The 16,743-nt window shown below is 63.3% G+C and carries 15 protein-coding genes; 8 read left to right on the forward strand and 7 right to left on the reverse strand.

The window, feature by feature from the left end; genetic code table 11:
• Positions 1–254 precede the first annotated feature (254 nt).
• The 6 genes from BTM36_RS21670 (at position 255) to BTM36_RS21695 (ending at position 8,133) form a co-directional block, all read left to right on the forward strand.
• The gene (locus tag BTM36_RS21670; protein ID WP_077237880.1) at positions 255–731 is read left to right on the forward strand and encodes a formate dehydrogenase subunit gamma; all 477 of its coding nucleotides are present in this window, start codon (positions 255–257) and stop codon (positions 729–731) included.
• Positions 731–2,293: an NADH-quinone oxidoreductase subunit NuoF gene (locus BTM36_RS21675; protein WP_077237881.1), complete on the forward strand. Its 1,563-nt coding sequence runs from the start codon at positions 731–733 to the stop codon at positions 2,291–2,293. The genes BTM36_RS21670 and BTM36_RS21675 overlap by 1 nt, the downstream gene beginning before the upstream one ends.
• Before the next feature lie 30 nt (positions 2,294–2,323).
• On the forward strand, positions 2,324–5,209 hold the full coding sequence (gene fdhF, locus BTM36_RS21680) for a formate dehydrogenase subunit alpha (protein WP_077237882.1): 2,886 nt from the start codon (positions 2,324–2,326) through the stop codon (positions 5,207–5,209).
• A gap of 349 nt (positions 5,210–5,558) precedes the next feature.
• The gene (gene fdhD, locus BTM36_RS21685) at positions 5,559–6,410 is read left to right on the forward strand and encodes a formate dehydrogenase accessory sulfurtransferase FdhD (RefSeq protein ID WP_077237883.1); all 852 of its coding nucleotides are present in this window, start codon (positions 5,559–5,561) and stop codon (positions 6,408–6,410) included.
• Positions 6,411–6,472: 62 nt separating this feature from the next.
• Entirely contained in the window at positions 6,473–6,700 is a 228-nt protein-coding gene (locus BTM36_RS21690) for a formate dehydrogenase subunit delta (RefSeq protein ID WP_077237884.1), read from the forward strand.
• Positions 6,701–6,918: 218 nt separating this feature from the next.
• Positions 6,919–8,133, forward strand: a complete 1,215-nt coding sequence (locus BTM36_RS21695; protein WP_168189818.1) for a Fic family protein — start codon at positions 6,919–6,921, stop codon at positions 8,131–8,133.
• Positions 8,134–8,155: 22 nt separating this feature from the next.
• On the opposite strand, the gene BTM36_RS21700 is transcribed toward BTM36_RS21695, so the two are convergent.
• On the reverse strand, positions 8,156–8,665 hold the full coding sequence (locus BTM36_RS21700; RefSeq protein ID WP_077237886.1) for a flavin reductase: 510 nt from the start codon (positions 8,663–8,665) through the stop codon (positions 8,156–8,158).
• Positions 8,666–8,859: 194 nt separating this feature from the next.
• Here BTM36_RS21700 and BTM36_RS21705 point away from each other — a divergent pair, with 194 nt between their 5' ends.
• Both BTM36_RS21705 and BTM36_RS21710 read left to right on the forward strand, forming a co-directional pair.
• Positions 8,860–9,786 carry a LysR family transcriptional regulator gene (locus BTM36_RS21705; protein ID WP_039874714.1) on the forward strand — a complete coding sequence of 309 codons (927 nt, stop codon included), beginning with the start codon at positions 8,860–8,862 and terminating at the stop codon, positions 9,784–9,786.
• 130 nt (positions 9,787–9,916) lie between these two features.
• Positions 9,917–10,846, forward strand: coding sequence for an NADP-dependent oxidoreductase (locus tag BTM36_RS21710; RefSeq protein ID WP_077237974.1), 930 nt, complete (start codon positions 9,917–9,919; stop codon positions 10,844–10,846).
• A gap of 60 nt (positions 10,847–10,906) precedes the next feature.
• Here the strand turns inward: BTM36_RS21710 and BTM36_RS21715 are convergent, their stop codons facing one another.
• From BTM36_RS21715 to BTM36_RS21740, 6 genes are all read right to left on the reverse strand, one after another.
• Positions 10,907–11,719, reverse strand: a complete 813-nt coding sequence (locus tag BTM36_RS21715) for an alpha/beta fold hydrolase (RefSeq protein ID WP_077237887.1) — start codon at positions 11,717–11,719, stop codon at positions 10,907–10,909.
• A 41-nt stretch (positions 11,720–11,760) separates the two neighbouring features.
• Positions 11,761–12,324 carry a nuclear transport factor 2 family protein gene (locus BTM36_RS21720; RefSeq protein WP_006462386.1) on the reverse strand — a complete coding sequence of 188 codons (564 nt, stop codon included), beginning with the start codon at positions 12,322–12,324 and terminating at the stop codon, positions 11,761–11,763.
• 115 nt (positions 12,325–12,439) lie between these two features.
• Positions 12,440–13,258 carry an ABC transporter permease gene (locus BTM36_RS21725; protein ID WP_006462387.1) on the reverse strand — a complete coding sequence of 273 codons (819 nt, stop codon included), beginning with the start codon at positions 13,256–13,258 and terminating at the stop codon, positions 12,440–12,442.
• Positions 13,255–14,052, reverse strand: a complete 798-nt coding sequence (locus BTM36_RS21730) for an ABC transporter ATP-binding protein (protein ID WP_077237888.1) — start codon at positions 14,050–14,052, stop codon at positions 13,255–13,257. The genes BTM36_RS21725 and BTM36_RS21730 overlap by 4 nt, the downstream gene beginning before the upstream one ends.
• A gap of 3 nt (positions 14,053–14,055) precedes the next feature.
• Positions 14,056–15,015, reverse strand: a complete 960-nt coding sequence (locus BTM36_RS21735; RefSeq protein WP_006462389.1) for an ABC transporter substrate-binding protein — start codon at positions 15,013–15,015, stop codon at positions 14,056–14,058.
• A gap of 133 nt (positions 15,016–15,148) precedes the next feature.
• Complete coding sequence (locus tag BTM36_RS21740; RefSeq protein WP_077237889.1) at positions 15,149–16,336, reverse strand: acyl-CoA dehydrogenase family protein; 1,188 nt, start codon at positions 16,334–16,336, stop codon at positions 15,149–15,151.
• Positions 16,337–16,743 lie beyond the last annotated feature (407 nt).

The following is a 16,743-nucleotide window of genomic DNA, read 5'->3' on the forward strand; positions in this document are numbered from 1 at the left end:
TGTTCACACCAACCCCGAAGGCAGGGCGAACATGCAACAACGGAGACCAGCTGTTCCACCAAGCACGACCGTGCGCGCCCATCCCCGGGCCTGCGCTGCGCTGCTGCATGCCGCTTCCCTTCGCCTGATCTGTTTCCAGCAGGCCGCCCCTCCGTAGGCGCGGTCCCACCCCTTTCATTCGTCATTTGCGCGGTCCATAGAAGATCCTCCGGGAGAAGGACGAGGTCCGCATCAAGGCAACACAGGAGGCAACAATGAAGCGGCAACAAGTTTTCGACGTGGCGGCGGTGCGCAGCATCATCGCCGATCGCAAGGACATGGCCGGTGCCATGCTCCCCATCCTGCACGGCATCCAGGAAAAGGTGGGGTACATCCCTGCCGATGCGGTGCCCATGATCGCCGGCGAGCTCAATGTCTCGCGCGCCGAAGTACACGGGGTGATCTCGTTCTATCACTTCTTCCGCCAGGAGCCGGCCGGCCAGCACGTGGTGCAGGTCTGCCGTGCCGAGGCCTGCCAGGCACGCGGCAGCGAGGCCCTGGCCGAACATGCGCAGAACGTGCTGGGCTGCGGCTTCCATGAGACCAGCGCCGACGGCAAGTTCACCCTGGAACCGGTGTATTGCCTGGGCCAGTGCGCCATCGGCCCCAACCTGACCATCAATGACGAGCTGCACGCCCGCGTCGATGCCGACAAGTTCAAGCGCCTGATCCAGGCCAAGCGGGAGGCATGATGAGCGCCAACGATATCGTCACCATCTACGTTCCCCGCGACTCCACCGCACTGGCCCTGGGCGCCAATGAGGTGGCCGCTGCCATCGCCGCCGAGGCCGACAGGCGCGGCCAGTCCATCAGACTGGTGCGCAATGGCTCGCGCGGCATGTTCTGGCTGGAGCCGCTGGTGGAAGTGGCTACCGACGCCGGCCGCGTGGCCTATGGACCGGTCGCGCCGGAGGATGTGGCGGGCCTGTTCGATGCCGGCCTGCTGTCCGGCGGGAATCATGCGCTGCATCTGGGCCTGACCGAGGACATCCCCTTCCTGAAGAACCAGGAGCGCCTGACCTTCGCCCGCGTCGGCATCATCGATCCGCTCTCGCTGGACGACTACCTGGCCCATGAAGGTTATGTCGGCCTGAAGAATGCCTTGGCCAAGACCCCCGAAGCCATCGTCGAGGAAATGATCGCTTCCGGCCTGCGCGGCCGCGGTGGTGCGGCTTTCCCCACCGGCATCAAGTGGCAGACCGTGCTGCGCGCAACTGCCGCGCAGAAGTATGTGGTCTGCAATGCCGACGAGGGCGATTCCGGCACCTTCTCGGATCGCATGATCATGGAAGACGACCCCTTCACCCTGATCGAGGGCATGACCATCGCCGCCCTGGCCGTGGGCGCGGCCGAGGGCTATGTCTATGTGCGCTCCGAATATCCGCATTCGATTGCCACGCTGAACGAGGCCATTGCCATCGCCACGGCGCGTGGTTATCTGGGCGAGAACATCCTGGGCTCGGGCAAGTCCTTCCACCTGGAAGTGCGCAAGGGAGCGGGCGCCTACATCTGCGGCGAAGAGACCGCCATGCTGGAAAGCCTGGAAGGCAAGCGAGGCGTGGTGCGCGCCAAGCCGCCGCTGCCGGCCATCGAAGGCTTGTTCGGCAAGCCGACGGTGATCAACAACCTGATTTCGCTGGCCTCGGTGCCGGTGATCCTGGCGCGGGGCGCGGACTTCTACAAGAACTTTGGCGTGGGTCGTTCGCATGGCACTTTGCCATTCCAGCTGGCCGGCAACATCCGCCAGGGCGGACTGGTGGAAAAGGCCTTCGGTCTCACCCTGCGCCAGTTGCTGGAAGACTTCGGGGGCGGCAGCGCCAGCGGTCGGGCTATCCGCGCAGTGCAGATGGGCGGCCCGCTGGGCGCCTACATGCCGCAGTCGCAGTTCGATACTCCGCTCGACTATGAAGCCTTCGCCGCCATCGGCGCCATGATCGGTCACGGCGGCCTGGTGGCCTTCGACGATACGGTGGACATGGCCCGCCAGGCGCGTTACGCCATGCAGTTCTGTGCCGTGGAGTCCTGCGGCAAGTGCACGCCTTGCCGCATCGGCTCGACCCGGGGCGTGGAGGTGATCGACAAGATCATCGCCAACGATGAGCGGCCCCAACAGATCCATCTGTTGAAGAGCCTGTGCGACACCATGGTCAATGGCTCGCTGTGCGCCATGGGCGGCATGACGCCGTTCCCGGTGCTGTCGGCGCTGAACCATTTCCCGGAAGACTTCGGCGCGCCCAGCGAACAGGCAGCCTGATCCCATCACCGAATGCAGAGGAGTTGCAACATGAACCAGCTCAATGAAACGGATTACGGCACGCCGGCGCGTGTCTCGGAAAACATGGTCACGCTGGAGATCGACGGCGTGGCCGTGACGGTCCCGGCCGGCACCTCGGTGATGCGCGCTTCGGTGGAGGCCGGCATCAACGTACCCAAGCTGTGCGCTACCGACAGCCTGGAACCCTTCGGTTCCTGCCGCCTGTGCCTGGTGGAAATCGAAAAGGATGGCCGCAAGATGAAGGGTTACCCGGCCTCCTGCACCACGCCCTGCGAACCGGGCATGAAGGTGCAGACCCAGACCCCCAAGCTGGCCGAGATCCGCCGTGGCGTGATGGAGCTCTATATCTCCGACCACCCGCTGGATTGCCTGACCTGTCCCACCAATGGCAACTGCGAACTGCAGGACATGGCCGGCGTGGTCGGCCTGCGCGAAGTGCGCTACGGCTACGAGGGTGAGAACCACCTCAAGCTGAAGAAGGATGAATCCAATCCCTACTTCACCTATGACGCCTCCAAGTGCATCGTCTGCAACCGCTGCGTGCGGGCCTGCGAGGAAACCCAGGGTACCTTTGCCCTGACCATCAACGGTCGCGGCTTCGAATCGCGCGTCTCGGCCGGGCAGATGGAAAGCTTCATGGAATCCGAATGCGTCTCCTGCGGCGCCTGCGTGGAAGCCTGCCCGACCGCGACCCTGACCGAGAAGACCGTCATCATGCTGGGCCAGGCCGAGCACAGCGCCGTCACCACCTGCGCCTATTGCGGCGTGGGTTGCTCCTTCAAGGCCGAGATGAAGGGCAACGAAGTGGTGCGCATGGTGCCGTACAAGGACGGTAAGGCCAACCAGGGCCACTCCTGCGTCAAGGGCCGCTTCGCCTGGGGCTATGCGACCCACAAGGACCGCATCCTCAACCCCATGATCCGCAAGAGCATCAACGATCCCTGGCGCGAAGTCTCGTGGGAAGAGGCGCTGTCCTATGCGGCCAGCGAATTCCGCCGCATCCAGGCCAAGCATGGCAAGGATTCCATCGGCGGCATCACTTCCTCGCGCTGCACCAACGAAGAAACCTACCTGGTCCAGAAGCTGGTACGCGCCGCCTTCGGCAACAACAACGTCGACACCTGCGCTCGCGTGTGCCACTCGCCCACCGGCTATGGCTTGAAGCAGACCCTGGGAGAATCGGCCGGTACCCAGACCTTCGAATCGGTGATGAAGTCCGATGTCATCCTCATCATGGGCGCCAACCCGGCCTCCGGCCACCCGGTGTTTGCCTCGCAGATCAAGCGTCGCGTGCGCCAGGGCGCCAAGCTGATCGTGATCGACCCGCGTACCACCGAGATGGTCAAGTCGCCGCACGTGCAGGCCGACTATCACTTGAAGCTGCGGCCCGGCACCAACACCGCCATCATCACCGCGCTGGCCCACGTGATCCTGTCCGAGGGGCTGCAGGACGAGAGCTACATCCAGGAACGCTGCGACCTGCAGTCGTACCAGGACTGGAAGGAGTTCGTGCTGCGCGAGGACAATTCCCCCGAAGCCATGGCCGCCATCACCGGCGTGCCGGCCGAGACCCTGCGTGGCGCGGCCCGGCTGTACGCCACCGGCGGCAATGCGGCGATCTACTACGGCCTGGGCGTGACCGAGCATGCACAGGGTTCGACCACGGTGATGGGCATCGCCAACCTGGCCATGTGTACCGGCAACGTCGGCCGCGAAGGCGTGGGCGTGAACCCGCTGCGCGGCCAGAACAATGTCCAGGGTTCCTGCGACATGGGCTCCTTCCCGCATGAGCTGCCGGGCTATCGGCATATCTCGGACTCCACCGTGCGCAGCCAGTTCGAACAGGCCTGGGGCGTGACGCTGAACCCGGAGCCGGGCCTGCGCATTCCCAACATGTTCGATGCGGCGCTGGATGGCAGCTTCAAGGGCCTGTACTGCGAAGGCGAGGACATCGTCCAGTCCGACCCCAACACCCAGCACGTCGCCGCGGCCCTGCAGGCGATGGAATGCATCGTGGTGCAGGACCTGTTCCTGAACGAAACGGCCAAGTACGCGCACGTGTTCCTGCCTGGTTCGTCCTTCCTGGAAAAGGATGGCACCTTCACCAACGCCGAACGCCGCATCTCGCGCGTGCGCAAGGTGATGCCGGCCAAGGCCGGCAAGTCCGACTGGGAAGTCACGGTGGCCCTGGCCGAAGCGCTGGGTTACCCGATGCCGTACAATCACCCCTCTGAAATCATGGACGAGATCGCCGCCCTGACCCCCAGCTTCCATGGCGTGAGCTACGACAAGCTGGAAAAGCTGGGCAGTATCCAGTGGCCCTGCAACGAAGCGGCACCGGAAGGCACGCCCATCATGCACGTCGGCAGCTTCATCCGTGGCAAGGGCAAGTTCATCAACACGCAATACTTCGCCACCGACGAGAAGGTGACGCAGCGTTATCCGCTGATCCTGACCACCGGCCGTATCCTGTCGCAGTACAACGTCGGCGCGCAGACGCGCCGCACCGAGAACTCGCAATGGCATAGCGAAGACCGGCTGGAAATCCATCCGCACGATGCCGAGGATCGCGGCATCCGCGAGGGCGACTGGGTCGGCGTGGAGTCGCGGGCCGGCCAGACGGTGTTGCGCGCCACGGTGACCGAGAACGTGCAGCCGGGTGTGGTCTATACCACCTTCCACTTCCCGGAGTCCGGCGCCAACGTGATCACCACCGACAACTCCGACTGGGCCACCAACTGCCCCGAGTACAAGGTGACGGCGGTGCAGGTCTTGCCGGTATCGCAGCCTTCGGAGTGGCAGCAGCACTACGAGCGCTTCAACCGCGAGCAGCTGGATTTGCTCAAGGGAGACAGGCAGGCTGCCCCGCAGGCCGAACCACTGGTGACCAAGTAGGCAGCGCAGCGATGGCGGGCTCGCGCTGCCATGATGGTTTCAGATGTGCAGACGAGCCTAGGGCCTGTTCACACTCAATCTGCGAGATGCGTTGCGCCCAGAAGTCGTAGTGGCAAGGCGTGCGGCATGGCTGGTGGTGGTGCCACCAGCCATGCCGTGCAACGCCGCCAGCGCGCCTTCTGGGCGCAACCCTCCGGGAGAGGCCGGCAAGCGTCGCCTGCCGTTGTTGCAGCTCCTTGCCGTAGCACCACTACGGCGCGTCGCTGCGCCTAGGCAGTCAACGCTTGACGACCTCTCGCACTCAAAGATTGAGTGTGAACAGGCCCTAATCCAAACCGCGCAGGACAGCATGAACACACGCAACAGCAGCAACCCTAGCAGCCCCAGTATCGATGAAACCACCGGCGAGTACGCCACCTTTGCCCGCGTCCAGGTGGATCGCTGGCGGGATGGGCAGCGCGAGACGGTGGAGGACGTGGTGGCCGAAGAGGTCCCCATCGCGCTGGAGTACAACGGCATTTCGCACGCGGTGATGATGGCCACGCCCGCTGACCTGGAAGATTTCGCATTGGGTTTTTCGCTCACCGAAGGCATCCTTGCCAGCCCGGGCGAATTGTACGAATGCGACATCGTCCCCGGTTGTGAAGGCGTGCAGGTACAGATGCGCATCGCCACGGAGCGCTTCGTGGCGTTGAAGGAAAAGCGACGCAACCTGACTGGCCGTACCGGTTGCGGTCTGTGCGGCGCCGAGACGCTGGAGCAGGCGGTGCGCCATCCGCAGGCAGTACAGGGTGGCGCCGGCTTTACGGTGGCGCAGGTGCATGCCGCCTTCGAGCAGATGCAGGCCGGCCAGCAGCTGCAGCAAGCCACCGGCGCCACCCATGCGGCGGCGTGGATGGATGCAGCGGGTCGTATCGTGCTGGTGCGGGAGGATGTCGGCCGCCACAATGCGCTGGACAAGCTGATCGGCGCATTGGCCGAAGAGAAGACCAATTTCTCGCAAGGTGCGGCCATCATCACCAGCCGCGCCAGCTACGAGATGGTGCAGAAGGCGGCCACGGTCGGCATCGGCTTCATCGCCGCCGTCTCGGCCCCGACCGCCCTGGCCATCCGCCTGGCCGAGGAAACCGATGTCACGCTGCTGGGCTTTGTGCGCAAGCAGGGCCACGTGGTGTATGCGCGCCCGCATCGTCTGCGTTGAACCATCCGCGCCGGGCCGCATGCCCGCGTGAACCGATTGAACAATATTGCAGGAGGAGACTCATGAATACCGAACACCTGGTCAAGATGGCCAACCAGATTGGCAGTTTCTTTTCCACCATGCCGGACCGCGACCAGGCCATGGCCGACCTCGCCAGCCACATCAAGCGTTTCTGGGAGCCGCGCATGCGCAAGGCTTTCCTGGAACATATCGACAAGACGCAGGGGGAGGGCGTGGATGCCATCGTGCTGGAGGCGGTGAATCGGCATCTGCAGCAGTTGGCGGTGTAATCGCCTGCTCTCATTCTTTGACACGAAAACCGCTCAGCTTGCTGGGCGGTTTTTTTTCTACTGCATCACCTATCAATACGCCAATAGCTAGCCATTAATCCGCCAATAAACGAAGATATTCTATATAAGTTATTGATTTTATTGTTAATATATTCAAATTCAATCATATATTTATTCGCCAAATGGCTGACATTGGAAAGATCGAGCCGCTGCTTCCCATGGATGCGGAACTGGTGCCGCTACTGGAACTGGCCTCCGATTTGCGCACGGAGGCGACGGTGCTGCTTTCGCACGTGGGTCTGCAGTCGCGCCAGGCACTGGCCGCTATTCTGCGCGCGATGAACTCCTACTATTCCAATAAGATCGAGGGGCAGCATACCTACCCAGCCGATCTCGAAGACGCATTGCACCGGCATTTCTCAGCCGATGCCGAGATTCACACGCGCCAGATCCTTGCGTTGGCCCATATGGAGGTCGAGAAGGAATTTGAGATCCGTGCACGCACGGTGATGTGGGAGCACATGTTCAGCACCGAGTGGATTTGTGCCATGCATGCCGCACTCTATACCCGGCTGGGCCAGGACAATCTGGCCATCCTCGACCAGAAGGGGCGACGGCGCGCTCATTTGCAGCCAGGGTCGCTGCGCAGGCATGCCGTGAAGGTGGGAGACCACATTGCGCCGGACTCCAAGCTGCTGTCCGACCTGCTGGCACACTTTCATGATCGTTACGGCAAGGTGCAATACCGGGAGGTCAGCAAGATCATCGTGGCGGGCGCTTCCCTGCATCGACTGTCGTGGATTCACCCGTTCGAGGATGGGAACGGTCGCATCAGCCGTCTGCAAAACCACGTCCTGTTGAGTCAGCTTGGTTTGAGCGAAGGTCTGTGGTCGCCCATGCGAGGACTGGCGCGCAACCAACAGGCTTACTATGGGGCCTTGCATCAGGCGGACCTGCCACGCCGCAATGCGACCGATGGACGAGGCGAATTGAGTTCCAAGGGGCTGGCCGATTTCATCCGTTTCTGGCTTGATACCTGCCTTGACCAGGTACGCTTCATGGGGCAGTTGCTCAGCTTGCCGGAAATGGAAACGCGTTATATCAGCCTGGCCCTGCTGTTCGTACATGACTTCGGGCGCGAGCCGGTGCTGCATCACCGTAGTGCATTGCGACCGGAACTGCTGGGTCGGGCGCTGTATCGCTTGTTTCGTCTGGGGCAGATGGAACGAGGCGAATTCAAGGCAGCACTCGATACCTCGGATCGCACTGCTTCCCGGCTCGTCAGCCGCTTGTTGGAACAGCGCCTGCTAGTGTCCGAGGGGCGGCTGGGCGTGTTGCAACCGGGCTTTCCACTGGCAAGCTTCCGCTATCTTTTCCCCGGACTCTGGCCGGAGGCGGAGGGCTTGCAGATGCAGCCTGCCTCAGGAAAATAGTGCAGACGGTGTTGACCGTCGTTCACGCCGCCAGCGCCGCTTCCGCCACCTCCGCTGCAATCCGGTGGAACCTGCGCCCGAAATAGGCCAGGCCATCTTCTGCGGTCGAGGCCAGGCGGATGTGTCGCACCTCCACGAACAGCACGCTGTGGGTACCGGCCTGCTGCTGCAACACGATATCCCCCTCCAGCACCGCCAGGGCATCGGGCAGGACCGGCTGGCCGTGGTCGCCGGTGATCCATTGCACCTGGCTCATCCGTTCTTCGGGCGCCACGCCGGTCATGCCGGCAATCATGCGCGCCAGTTCTTCCTGGTGCGCGGCCAGGATGTTGATGCACAGGCGACCGTTGCCGACCAGGGTCGCGTGCGCGGCACTCTTGACGTTGATGCACACCAGCACGGTAGCCGGATCGTCCGAGACCGAGCTGACCGCGCTCACGGTCATCGCCGCGCGTCCGGCGGGGCCGTCGGTGGTGATGATGTTGACGGCCGCCGACAGGCGCGCCATGGCATCGCGAAAGTCTTTCTTCATGGTATGTCCATCCAAAAAAGAGATGACATCCGGCACAAGGCTTCGTTATCCTTTGCGCAATCTGCGGCAAGGGTCGGGTGGATGTCGATCAGCAGGTGAGAGGGAGAACGCATCGCTTGGCAAAGCCTGCGTCCTGGGATGAACAATAGACCCTGAGCAAATCAAGGGTCAAATGATTGTCTGGAATGTCGCGCATGAAGCAAATGAATATCGGGGCGGTGGACCTGAACCTGCTCAAGACCTTCATCGTCATCTGGGAGTTGCGCAGCCTCACCGCCGCCGCCGAGCGCCTGCACCTGACGCAACCGGCGGTGAGCCATGCGCTGCGCCGCCTGCGAGAGATGTTCGACGATCCCTTGTTCGTGCGCAGTACCACCTCCATGGTACCCACCGAGACGGCCATCCGCCTGCACGAACCGATTGCCCGTGCCCTGGGCATCATCCACGAGGCCCTGCACACCCATTCCAGTTTTGATCCGGCCACGGCCACGCGCAGCTTCCATCTGGTGATGTCGGACATGTCCTGTAGCCACGTGCTGCCGCTGCTGATGGAAGAGCTGGCCCATGCGGCACCGCATGTCTCCATCGAGGTGCAGCAGATGGCCATGGAAAACCTGGGGGCGGCCATGCGCAATGGCGATATCGACTTGGCCTTCGGCTACCTGCCGGGCTTGCCGGAGGATTGCCAGAGCCAGCTGGTGCTCAATGACGACTACATCTGCATGCTGCGCAAGGAGCATCCGATGGTGGGGCAGGCCCTGACCATGGAAAACCTGCTGCAGCTGCGCTACGTCTACACCAACACCAATACCACCGGCCACCAGCTGGCCGAGGATGTGTTGCGCAATGCCGGTGTGAAGCGCGACTTCGCGCTGCGCATGCCGCATTTCACGGTGGCACCGGAGATCGTGCGCCATACCGACCTGGCACTGTTCCTGCCACGCAGCATCGCCGAGCGCCACAATCTGGACGGCGCCTTCGTGCTGCTGGACCTGCCGCTGGAGATGCCGCGCATTCCGGTGAGTCTCTATACCCACACCCGTTTCTCGGCCGACTCGGGTATCCAGTGGCTGCGCAGCCTGTTGATCGAAATGTTCGGGCGCGAAGAGATCGCGCCGTGATCCTTCGCTGAGCCCTGCCCATGGCTGCGGATGACTGCCGCAAATACATGCCATCAGCGGCGCGGATTTGACCATGCAGCCTGCCTGCAACGACACTGCAGGCTGTTCATTTTTCTGCTCCTGCCAGCCCGTGCGCGCCATTGCCTATCACCGTTACGGACCGCCGTCCGTGCTCGAACCGAGCGATCTCGTTGAACCTCCCCTGGCGCCTGACCAGGTGCAGGTGGCCATGCATGCGGCCGGCGTGGCGCCGGTCGATACCAAGCTGCGTGCCGGTCTGCTGCAGCATCTGCTGCCGCTGAGCCTGCCCAAGGTTCCCGGTCGGGATGGGGCCGGGGTGATCACGGCCATCGGTGCCGATGTGCAGGGCTTGCAGGTGGGTGACGAGGTCTGCGTCATGCCCGGCATGCTGGGGCGTGGCACCACCCTGGAGTGTGCCGTGCTGCCGCAGCAGCAGGTGGTGCGCAAGCCGGCCAGCCTGTCGATGCAGGAAGGTGCGGCCTTGCTGCAGCCGGGGGCGAGTGCCTGGATTCCGCTGCTGCGCACGGCACGCATCCAGCCCGGCATGCGGGTGCTGATCCACGCCGGTTCCGGCGCGGTGGGTAGCTTGATGGTGCAGTTGGCGGCGCATCTGGGCGCCGATGTGACTGCGACCTGTCGCAGCAGCAATGTCGATTACGTGGCGGGCCTGGGTGCCAGGCAGGTGATCGCCTATGACCGTGACGACTTTTCTGCCGTGCATGAACAGGATGTGGTGATCGACCTGGTCGGCGGCGCCACCCATGATCGGTCCTACCCGCTGCTGCGGCGTGGCGGTCATCTGGTGTGGCTGGTGGCGGCACCCATCCGCGACAGGGGCAGCGAGTTCGGCGTGACGGTCACCCGCTCCCTGATCGAGGAAGACCAGCAGGTCCTGCAGCAGGTGGTGGACCTGGCGGCGCACGGCGTATGGCGTCCGGCCATCAGTGCGGTGCTGCCCATGGCGGAGATCGCCCGGGCGCACCAGATGCTGGAAGAGGGCGCGGTGACGCGCGGGCGGCTGGTGCTGGAGATCGACTGACCTACGGGTTTACACGGGATTAAGCCGTTGATTGATCCGCCAATTGAGCGGCAAGGCTGCTCAGCAATGCTGCTGCAGGAATTCCATCACCGCCTGCGCAAAGCGGGCGGGAATCTGGTCAGGCATGGGGACCATGCCTTCTTCCAGCGTCTGCAGGCGGCTGCCATGGATGGCAGCGGCGATGTGGTCCGCATAGGGCGCGGCATGCGGATCGCGACCGGCGCGCAGCACCAGCGTGGGGGCGCGTACCTGGCCGATGCGTTCTTCCATATGGTAGTTGCGTACCACGATGTGGCCGTGCGAGGCCATGGCACCCGCCTTGATGGCGTCGCCGATGAAACGCGTGAGCAGCTCGGTATCGCCCTCGGGATAGAAGGGCTGTCGGCGCTGCCACAGTTCCTGCAGGTGGCTGCCGTCGGCGCGGACTTCCACGTCGTCGATGGTGCGCTTGCCCGCATGCGCGGTGCGGCGCGCTGCATCGTTGAAAGGGCAGGAGGACAGCACCAGCGCCTTCACCCGCTGCGGCGCCGCGACCGCCATTTCCATGGCGGTGACGGCGCCGGTGTGGTGGCCCACGACGGCGGCCTTCTGCAATCCCAGTCCATCCATCACTTCCAGCGCCAGTTGTGCCCAGCGTTCAATGCTGTGCTGTTCCAGCGGCAGCTTGCAGGAGTCGCCGAAGCCGATGGTATCGATGGCGATGGCATGAAAGCCCTGCCCCAGCAGCTGCAGCACCTCCCTGAATTCATCCCAGGAACGCGGAGTCTGGTGCAGCAACAGCACCGGAAAACCGGCCCCCGCGCTGGCAACGTGAAGCGGGCCGGCGCTGGTGTCGATGAACTGGCGGCGAATGGGAGAGGTGGTGGACTGCATCAGGCGCGTCTTTCGGGAAATGAACTAAACGATATAAAAAATTATTCCTTCATTAGCACCGAATAGCTTGGCACGTTGTTGGCCCAGCCGGTGGTCAGCGGCGCCACGAACACATTCTCGGTACGGGTGCGGGCGATCTTCCAGACGCCATCGACCTTCTTGAACAGGTTGTTGAGCCGGCTGGAGCGCAGCAGCGAGGAACCATCGCCGAAAATCCAGGGCTGGCAATGAACCCACTGGCCATCGGCATGGGTGCATTCGGCGTTGACGTGGATCTGTTCCGAGGTGAGGTAGTGCACGTTCAAGAGCAGTTCAGGGTCTTTCTTCTGGCCCCAGAAGGCCTGGAAGTGCTTGCGGATGGCGTCCTTGCCGACGGCCTGGCCGAACTGGCCTTCGTAGTAGGCGCCTACGCCTTCCCAGATGGCATCCTCGGCGTAGAGTTCGAGGATCTTCTCGATGCGCTCGGCGTCGTCGGCCACCGGTTCGGGGCAGGGGGTGTCGCACAGGAACATGTAGCGTGCCTGGATGCGACGGATGTCGGCTTCGGCTTCGAGCACGTCGAGACGGCGTTTGAGTTGCAGGATTTCCTGGCTGATATCGGTCATGGTGGGAGGTCTCTGGTTGTTATTGAAAAGCCACCGTACACGCATACACGTACGGTGGTTGCCGACGATGAGCGCAGCGCTGCATCGTCGGCGGAACTGGCAGGCGGCTTGCGCCTTACAGGTAGCGTGCCAGCAGCTTGCGGGTGGCCACGCGCAGGACGCGGTCGAACAGGTAGCCCAGCAGGCCCAGGGCGATGATGCCCACGAACACCCATTCGGTACGGCTGAAGTTGCGTGCCGTCCAGATCAGCGCGCCCAGGCCTTCGCGGGCCGAGACGATTTCCGCCGAGACCACGGTCAGGAAGGAATTGCCCATGGCGATGCGGGCGCCGGTGACCATGAAAGGTACGGTCGAGGGCAGGATCACGGTGGTCAGGATCTTCCACTGTCCGGCACCCAGCGAGGCCGCGGCGCGCAGGCGCAGCGGGTTCACTGCCTGGACCCCGGCAATGGTGTTCAGGGTGACGATGAAGACGGTGGTATAGAAGATCAGCGCGATTTTCGACAACTCGCCCGGGCCAAGCCAGATCACGGCCAGGGTGACGAAGGCGATCGGCGGGATGAAACGGAAGAACTCGATATAGGGATCGAGCAACTGGCGTACCGTTTCGAAGCGGCCCATGAAGATACCCAGCGGTACCCCGATCACCACGCCCGCACCCCAGCCGGCCAGGATGCGGCCGGACGAAGCCAGCACCGACTGTTGCAGGGTACCGTCACTGATCAGTTCCAGCGCGGCGGCCCAGGTCATCGAGACCGAGGGCAGGAACAGTGGCGAGGTGGTCATCGAGACCAGTTGCCACAGGACCAGGCCACCGACGATGGCGATCACCGAAATCAGGAAAGGACGGGCTGCTTTCATACGACGCCCCAGGTTGGATGGCATGGCCGACTCTTGTGCCGTCGGGGTGGCTGTCTGCGAGAGCTGCGTCATTTCACTAATTCCTCTTCGATCAATCCCTGGGCGCGCAATACACGCGTGACTTCGGCGCCGATGTCGTCGCGGATGCGGGCGTATAGCGCCATGCAGGCCGGGTCGGCCGGATCGCGCGGATGCGGCAGGTCGATGGTTTCGATGGTCTTGATATGGGCGCGGGGACCGGCGGTCATGGTCACCACACGGTCGGCCAGGAGGATGGCTTCCCAGATGTCGTGGGTGACGAAGACGATGGTGCAACCGGTACTCTTCCAGATGCGGTCCAGTTCGCTTTGCAGCACCTCGCGGGTCTGCGCATCGAGGGCGCCGAAGGGTTCATCCATCAGCACCACCGAAGGCTCGTTGACCAGTACCCGGGCGATCTGGGCGCGCTGGCGCATGCCGCCCGACAGTTCGGCGGGGAACTTGTCGATGGCATGCTTCAGGCCCACCAGCGAGACATAGCGCTCGGCGGCCGACCGTCGTTCCGCCGCCGGCACGCCGCGCAGCTTGAGGCCGTATTCGACGTTCTCGCGCACGCTCAGCCAGGGAAACAGTGCTTCCGAGGACTGGAACACCACGCCGCGATCCAGCCCCGGTCCCTTGACGCGTTTGCCGTCGATACTGATCTCGCCGGCCACGTCCTGAAAGCCGGCAATCGCATTGAGCAGGGTGGACTTGCCGCAGCCCGACGGACCCAGCAGACAGACGAATTCACCGGCGCGGATATCGAGGTCGATGCCGGCCATGATCTCATTGTTGCCGATGGTTAGTCCCACCCGTTTGATGGAAACAGAGGATCCATGTGCCATGACTTACCCCTTGTAGAAGCCACGCTGCAGTACCTTGCTCATGTCCACCGGCGCCTTGATGGCCTGCTTGGAGAGCAGGAAGTCGCCGATGGCGTTGGCGGTCTTGAGATCGGTATCGGTGAAGTCGCGCACCACCGGTTCCATGTCCTTGAGCGAGTTCAGTGTCTGCGGCACCGGGATGCGGGTGACGGCCTGTACCGATTGCGCAGCGCGTGGCGGGTCCTTGCGGGTGATCTCGGCCGCTTCGGCCAGGGCCTTGAGGATATTGCCGGCCACTTCCTTGTTGGCGGCCAGCCAGCCGGCGGTGGCCGAGAGCCACAGCGTGCTGGTGTAGCCGACGTCGCCACAGGTCATGAGCACATGGCCGCCCTGTTGTACGCCCAGCGTGGGCCACGGTTCCCAGACGAAGTAGGCGTCGATGTCGCCGCGCGCCAGCAGGGCCGGCAGTTCCGGCGGGCCGGAGCGCACCATCTCGATCTTGCTGGCGTCGAGCTTGAGTTGCTTGATGGTCAGGCCGGTGACGTATTCCGAGACCGAGCCGGCGACGATGCCGAACTTCCTGATCTTGTCGGCCGAGGTGATTTCCTTGCGGGCCACCAGCTTGAGGTAGGTCTTGGACTGGTAGGTCACGGCCAGTGGACGCAGCTCGGCGCGCGACAGGCGCACGATGTGCGTAGGTTCGCCGGCACAGCCCAGGTTGACCTGGTTGGCCACCAGCGCATTGAGCGCCTCGCCGCCATCGGTGTAGGACTGCACCGTGACATTGGGGGCGCCGTGCTTGGCGAAGAGCTTCTCGTTGGCCGCCACGAAGAAGGCTGTGAACACGGGATCGGCACCGACGCCGATGGTGACGGGGGCTCCCTGTGCCAGGGCTGGCAGGGCAGGGGCGGCACCTGCGGCGAGCATCGAAGCGGCGCCGAGCAGAAGCTTGCGGCGTTGTGGCGAGACGGTGGAGTGGGTCACGAGCTTGGTCCTCTTTGTAAGGTTGGTGAAACGCCAGTGGAGTTGGCAGGCACAGCAGTAACAAAGGCAAAAACGTCACGGATGCTTGCGGCTGCGGCAGATGCGCAGGCAAGACTTGAGAGGGGAATGCGCCTTAGCGCTTGATCCCCAGCTTTGCAAAAAGCGCGCCAGCGCTTTCGTAGTTCAGTTCCGACAGCGCGGCGTGCTGGGTGACCACCATCGCATCGCGCACGATGCGTTGCATGCGGTGGGTGCGCTGGATGGCCGCCATGCCGGCAGCCTGGTAGGCGTCGTTGACCACTTCCATCGAGACCCGGGCGGCATAGGTGGCGGAGAGCTTGAGCATCATGTCGATCTCTTCGGTGATGGGATTGCCGGCCACGATCTGTTCCCAGGCCTGTTCGCAGGCGTCGTAGAAGAACATGCGGGCGCTGCGCCACTTGGCTTCGGACAGGCCCAGCTTGATCTTGTAGTAGGCGCGGTCGGCCAGTCGCAGTGCGCCGGGCATGATCTTGGCGCCGCCGGCCATGTCGGTGACGATGTCCAGCGCGGCGCGGGCCAGGCCGATGTTGACGGCGGCATGCACCTCGGCCTGGTAGGCCAGCGCCGGGTAGCGATACAGGGGTTCATCGATCAGGCCGGCGGCACCGCGTGCGCAGGTCCACTCATGGGCGACGAACTTGTCCTTGAGGCGGGTGTCGTGGCTGCCGGTGCCTTGCATGCCGACCACGTTCCAGTTGTCGATGATCTCCACTTCCTGTGCCGGCATGACGGCCATGAGCGCCGGTTTTTGCGTGCCGTCATCGGCACCGGTGTTGTCCTTGATGCCTACGCCGATCCAGTCGGCGCCCTTGCAGCCGCTGGCGAAGTGCCAGCGTCCGGTGATTTCCCAGCCGCCGGGGACGGCCTTGGCTTCCTGCAGGGGATAGAGGCCGCCGGCATAGACCTGGTCGGGGCCATCGGCGTAGATCTTGCGTTGTGTTTCAATCGGCAGGGCGGCCAGATAGGTGTTGGCCGACCCGAAGGCGGCGACCCAGCCGGCCGAGCCATCGGCCTTGGAGATACGCTCGACCATGGCCAGGAAGGCCGCCGGCGCCAGCGCTTCACCGCCGAACTTGCGCGGCGTGCCGCTACGGAAGATGCCGGCCTTCTTCATCGTCGCGACGATGTCGCGCGGCACGTGGCCGAGCTGGTCGAATTCATCCCGACGGGCGGTCACTTCCTCGATGAGGACATCCATTTCGGGGGAGTCCGCATGCGGCGGCGCGGCGGTGACGACTTTCTTCTGGACGGGATAAACATCGAGCGTAATCGAATTCATGGCACACCACTTTGGTTGAAAGAAGGTAGCTGAGTGTCATCCTCGGTCAAAGCAGGGTCAAATTCTATTTAGGAATTGTCCCAATGAATATTAGTAATAATGAGTAGAGCGCTCCGTAATCGCGCACGGCGCCCCTGGCCGGTGCACGGCAATCTGGCGCAAAGCCGCTGTGGTCAAGGAGTTTCCGCTGGTCATGCACCAAACGCGAGAGCGCTGGCGACGTGCCGGGCAAATCATTTACGTTATTTATGGAGCTAATCCGTGGTGCGGATTTGCGTTGGGTGGGAGAGGCTGACTACCATCAATGCCGAGATTGAAATGAACGTCGTTCAGTTTCGTCATAGGCTCCTTCTGGCCTTCTTTTCAGGCGGACTTCGCGAGGAGTTCGCCTGTTTTCTTTCTGATTT

Source organism: Herbaspirillum sp. VT-16-41, from assembly GCF_001994935.1.
GTDB lineage: Bacteria > Pseudomonadota > Gammaproteobacteria > Burkholderiales > Burkholderiaceae_D > Herbaspirillum > Herbaspirillum frisingense.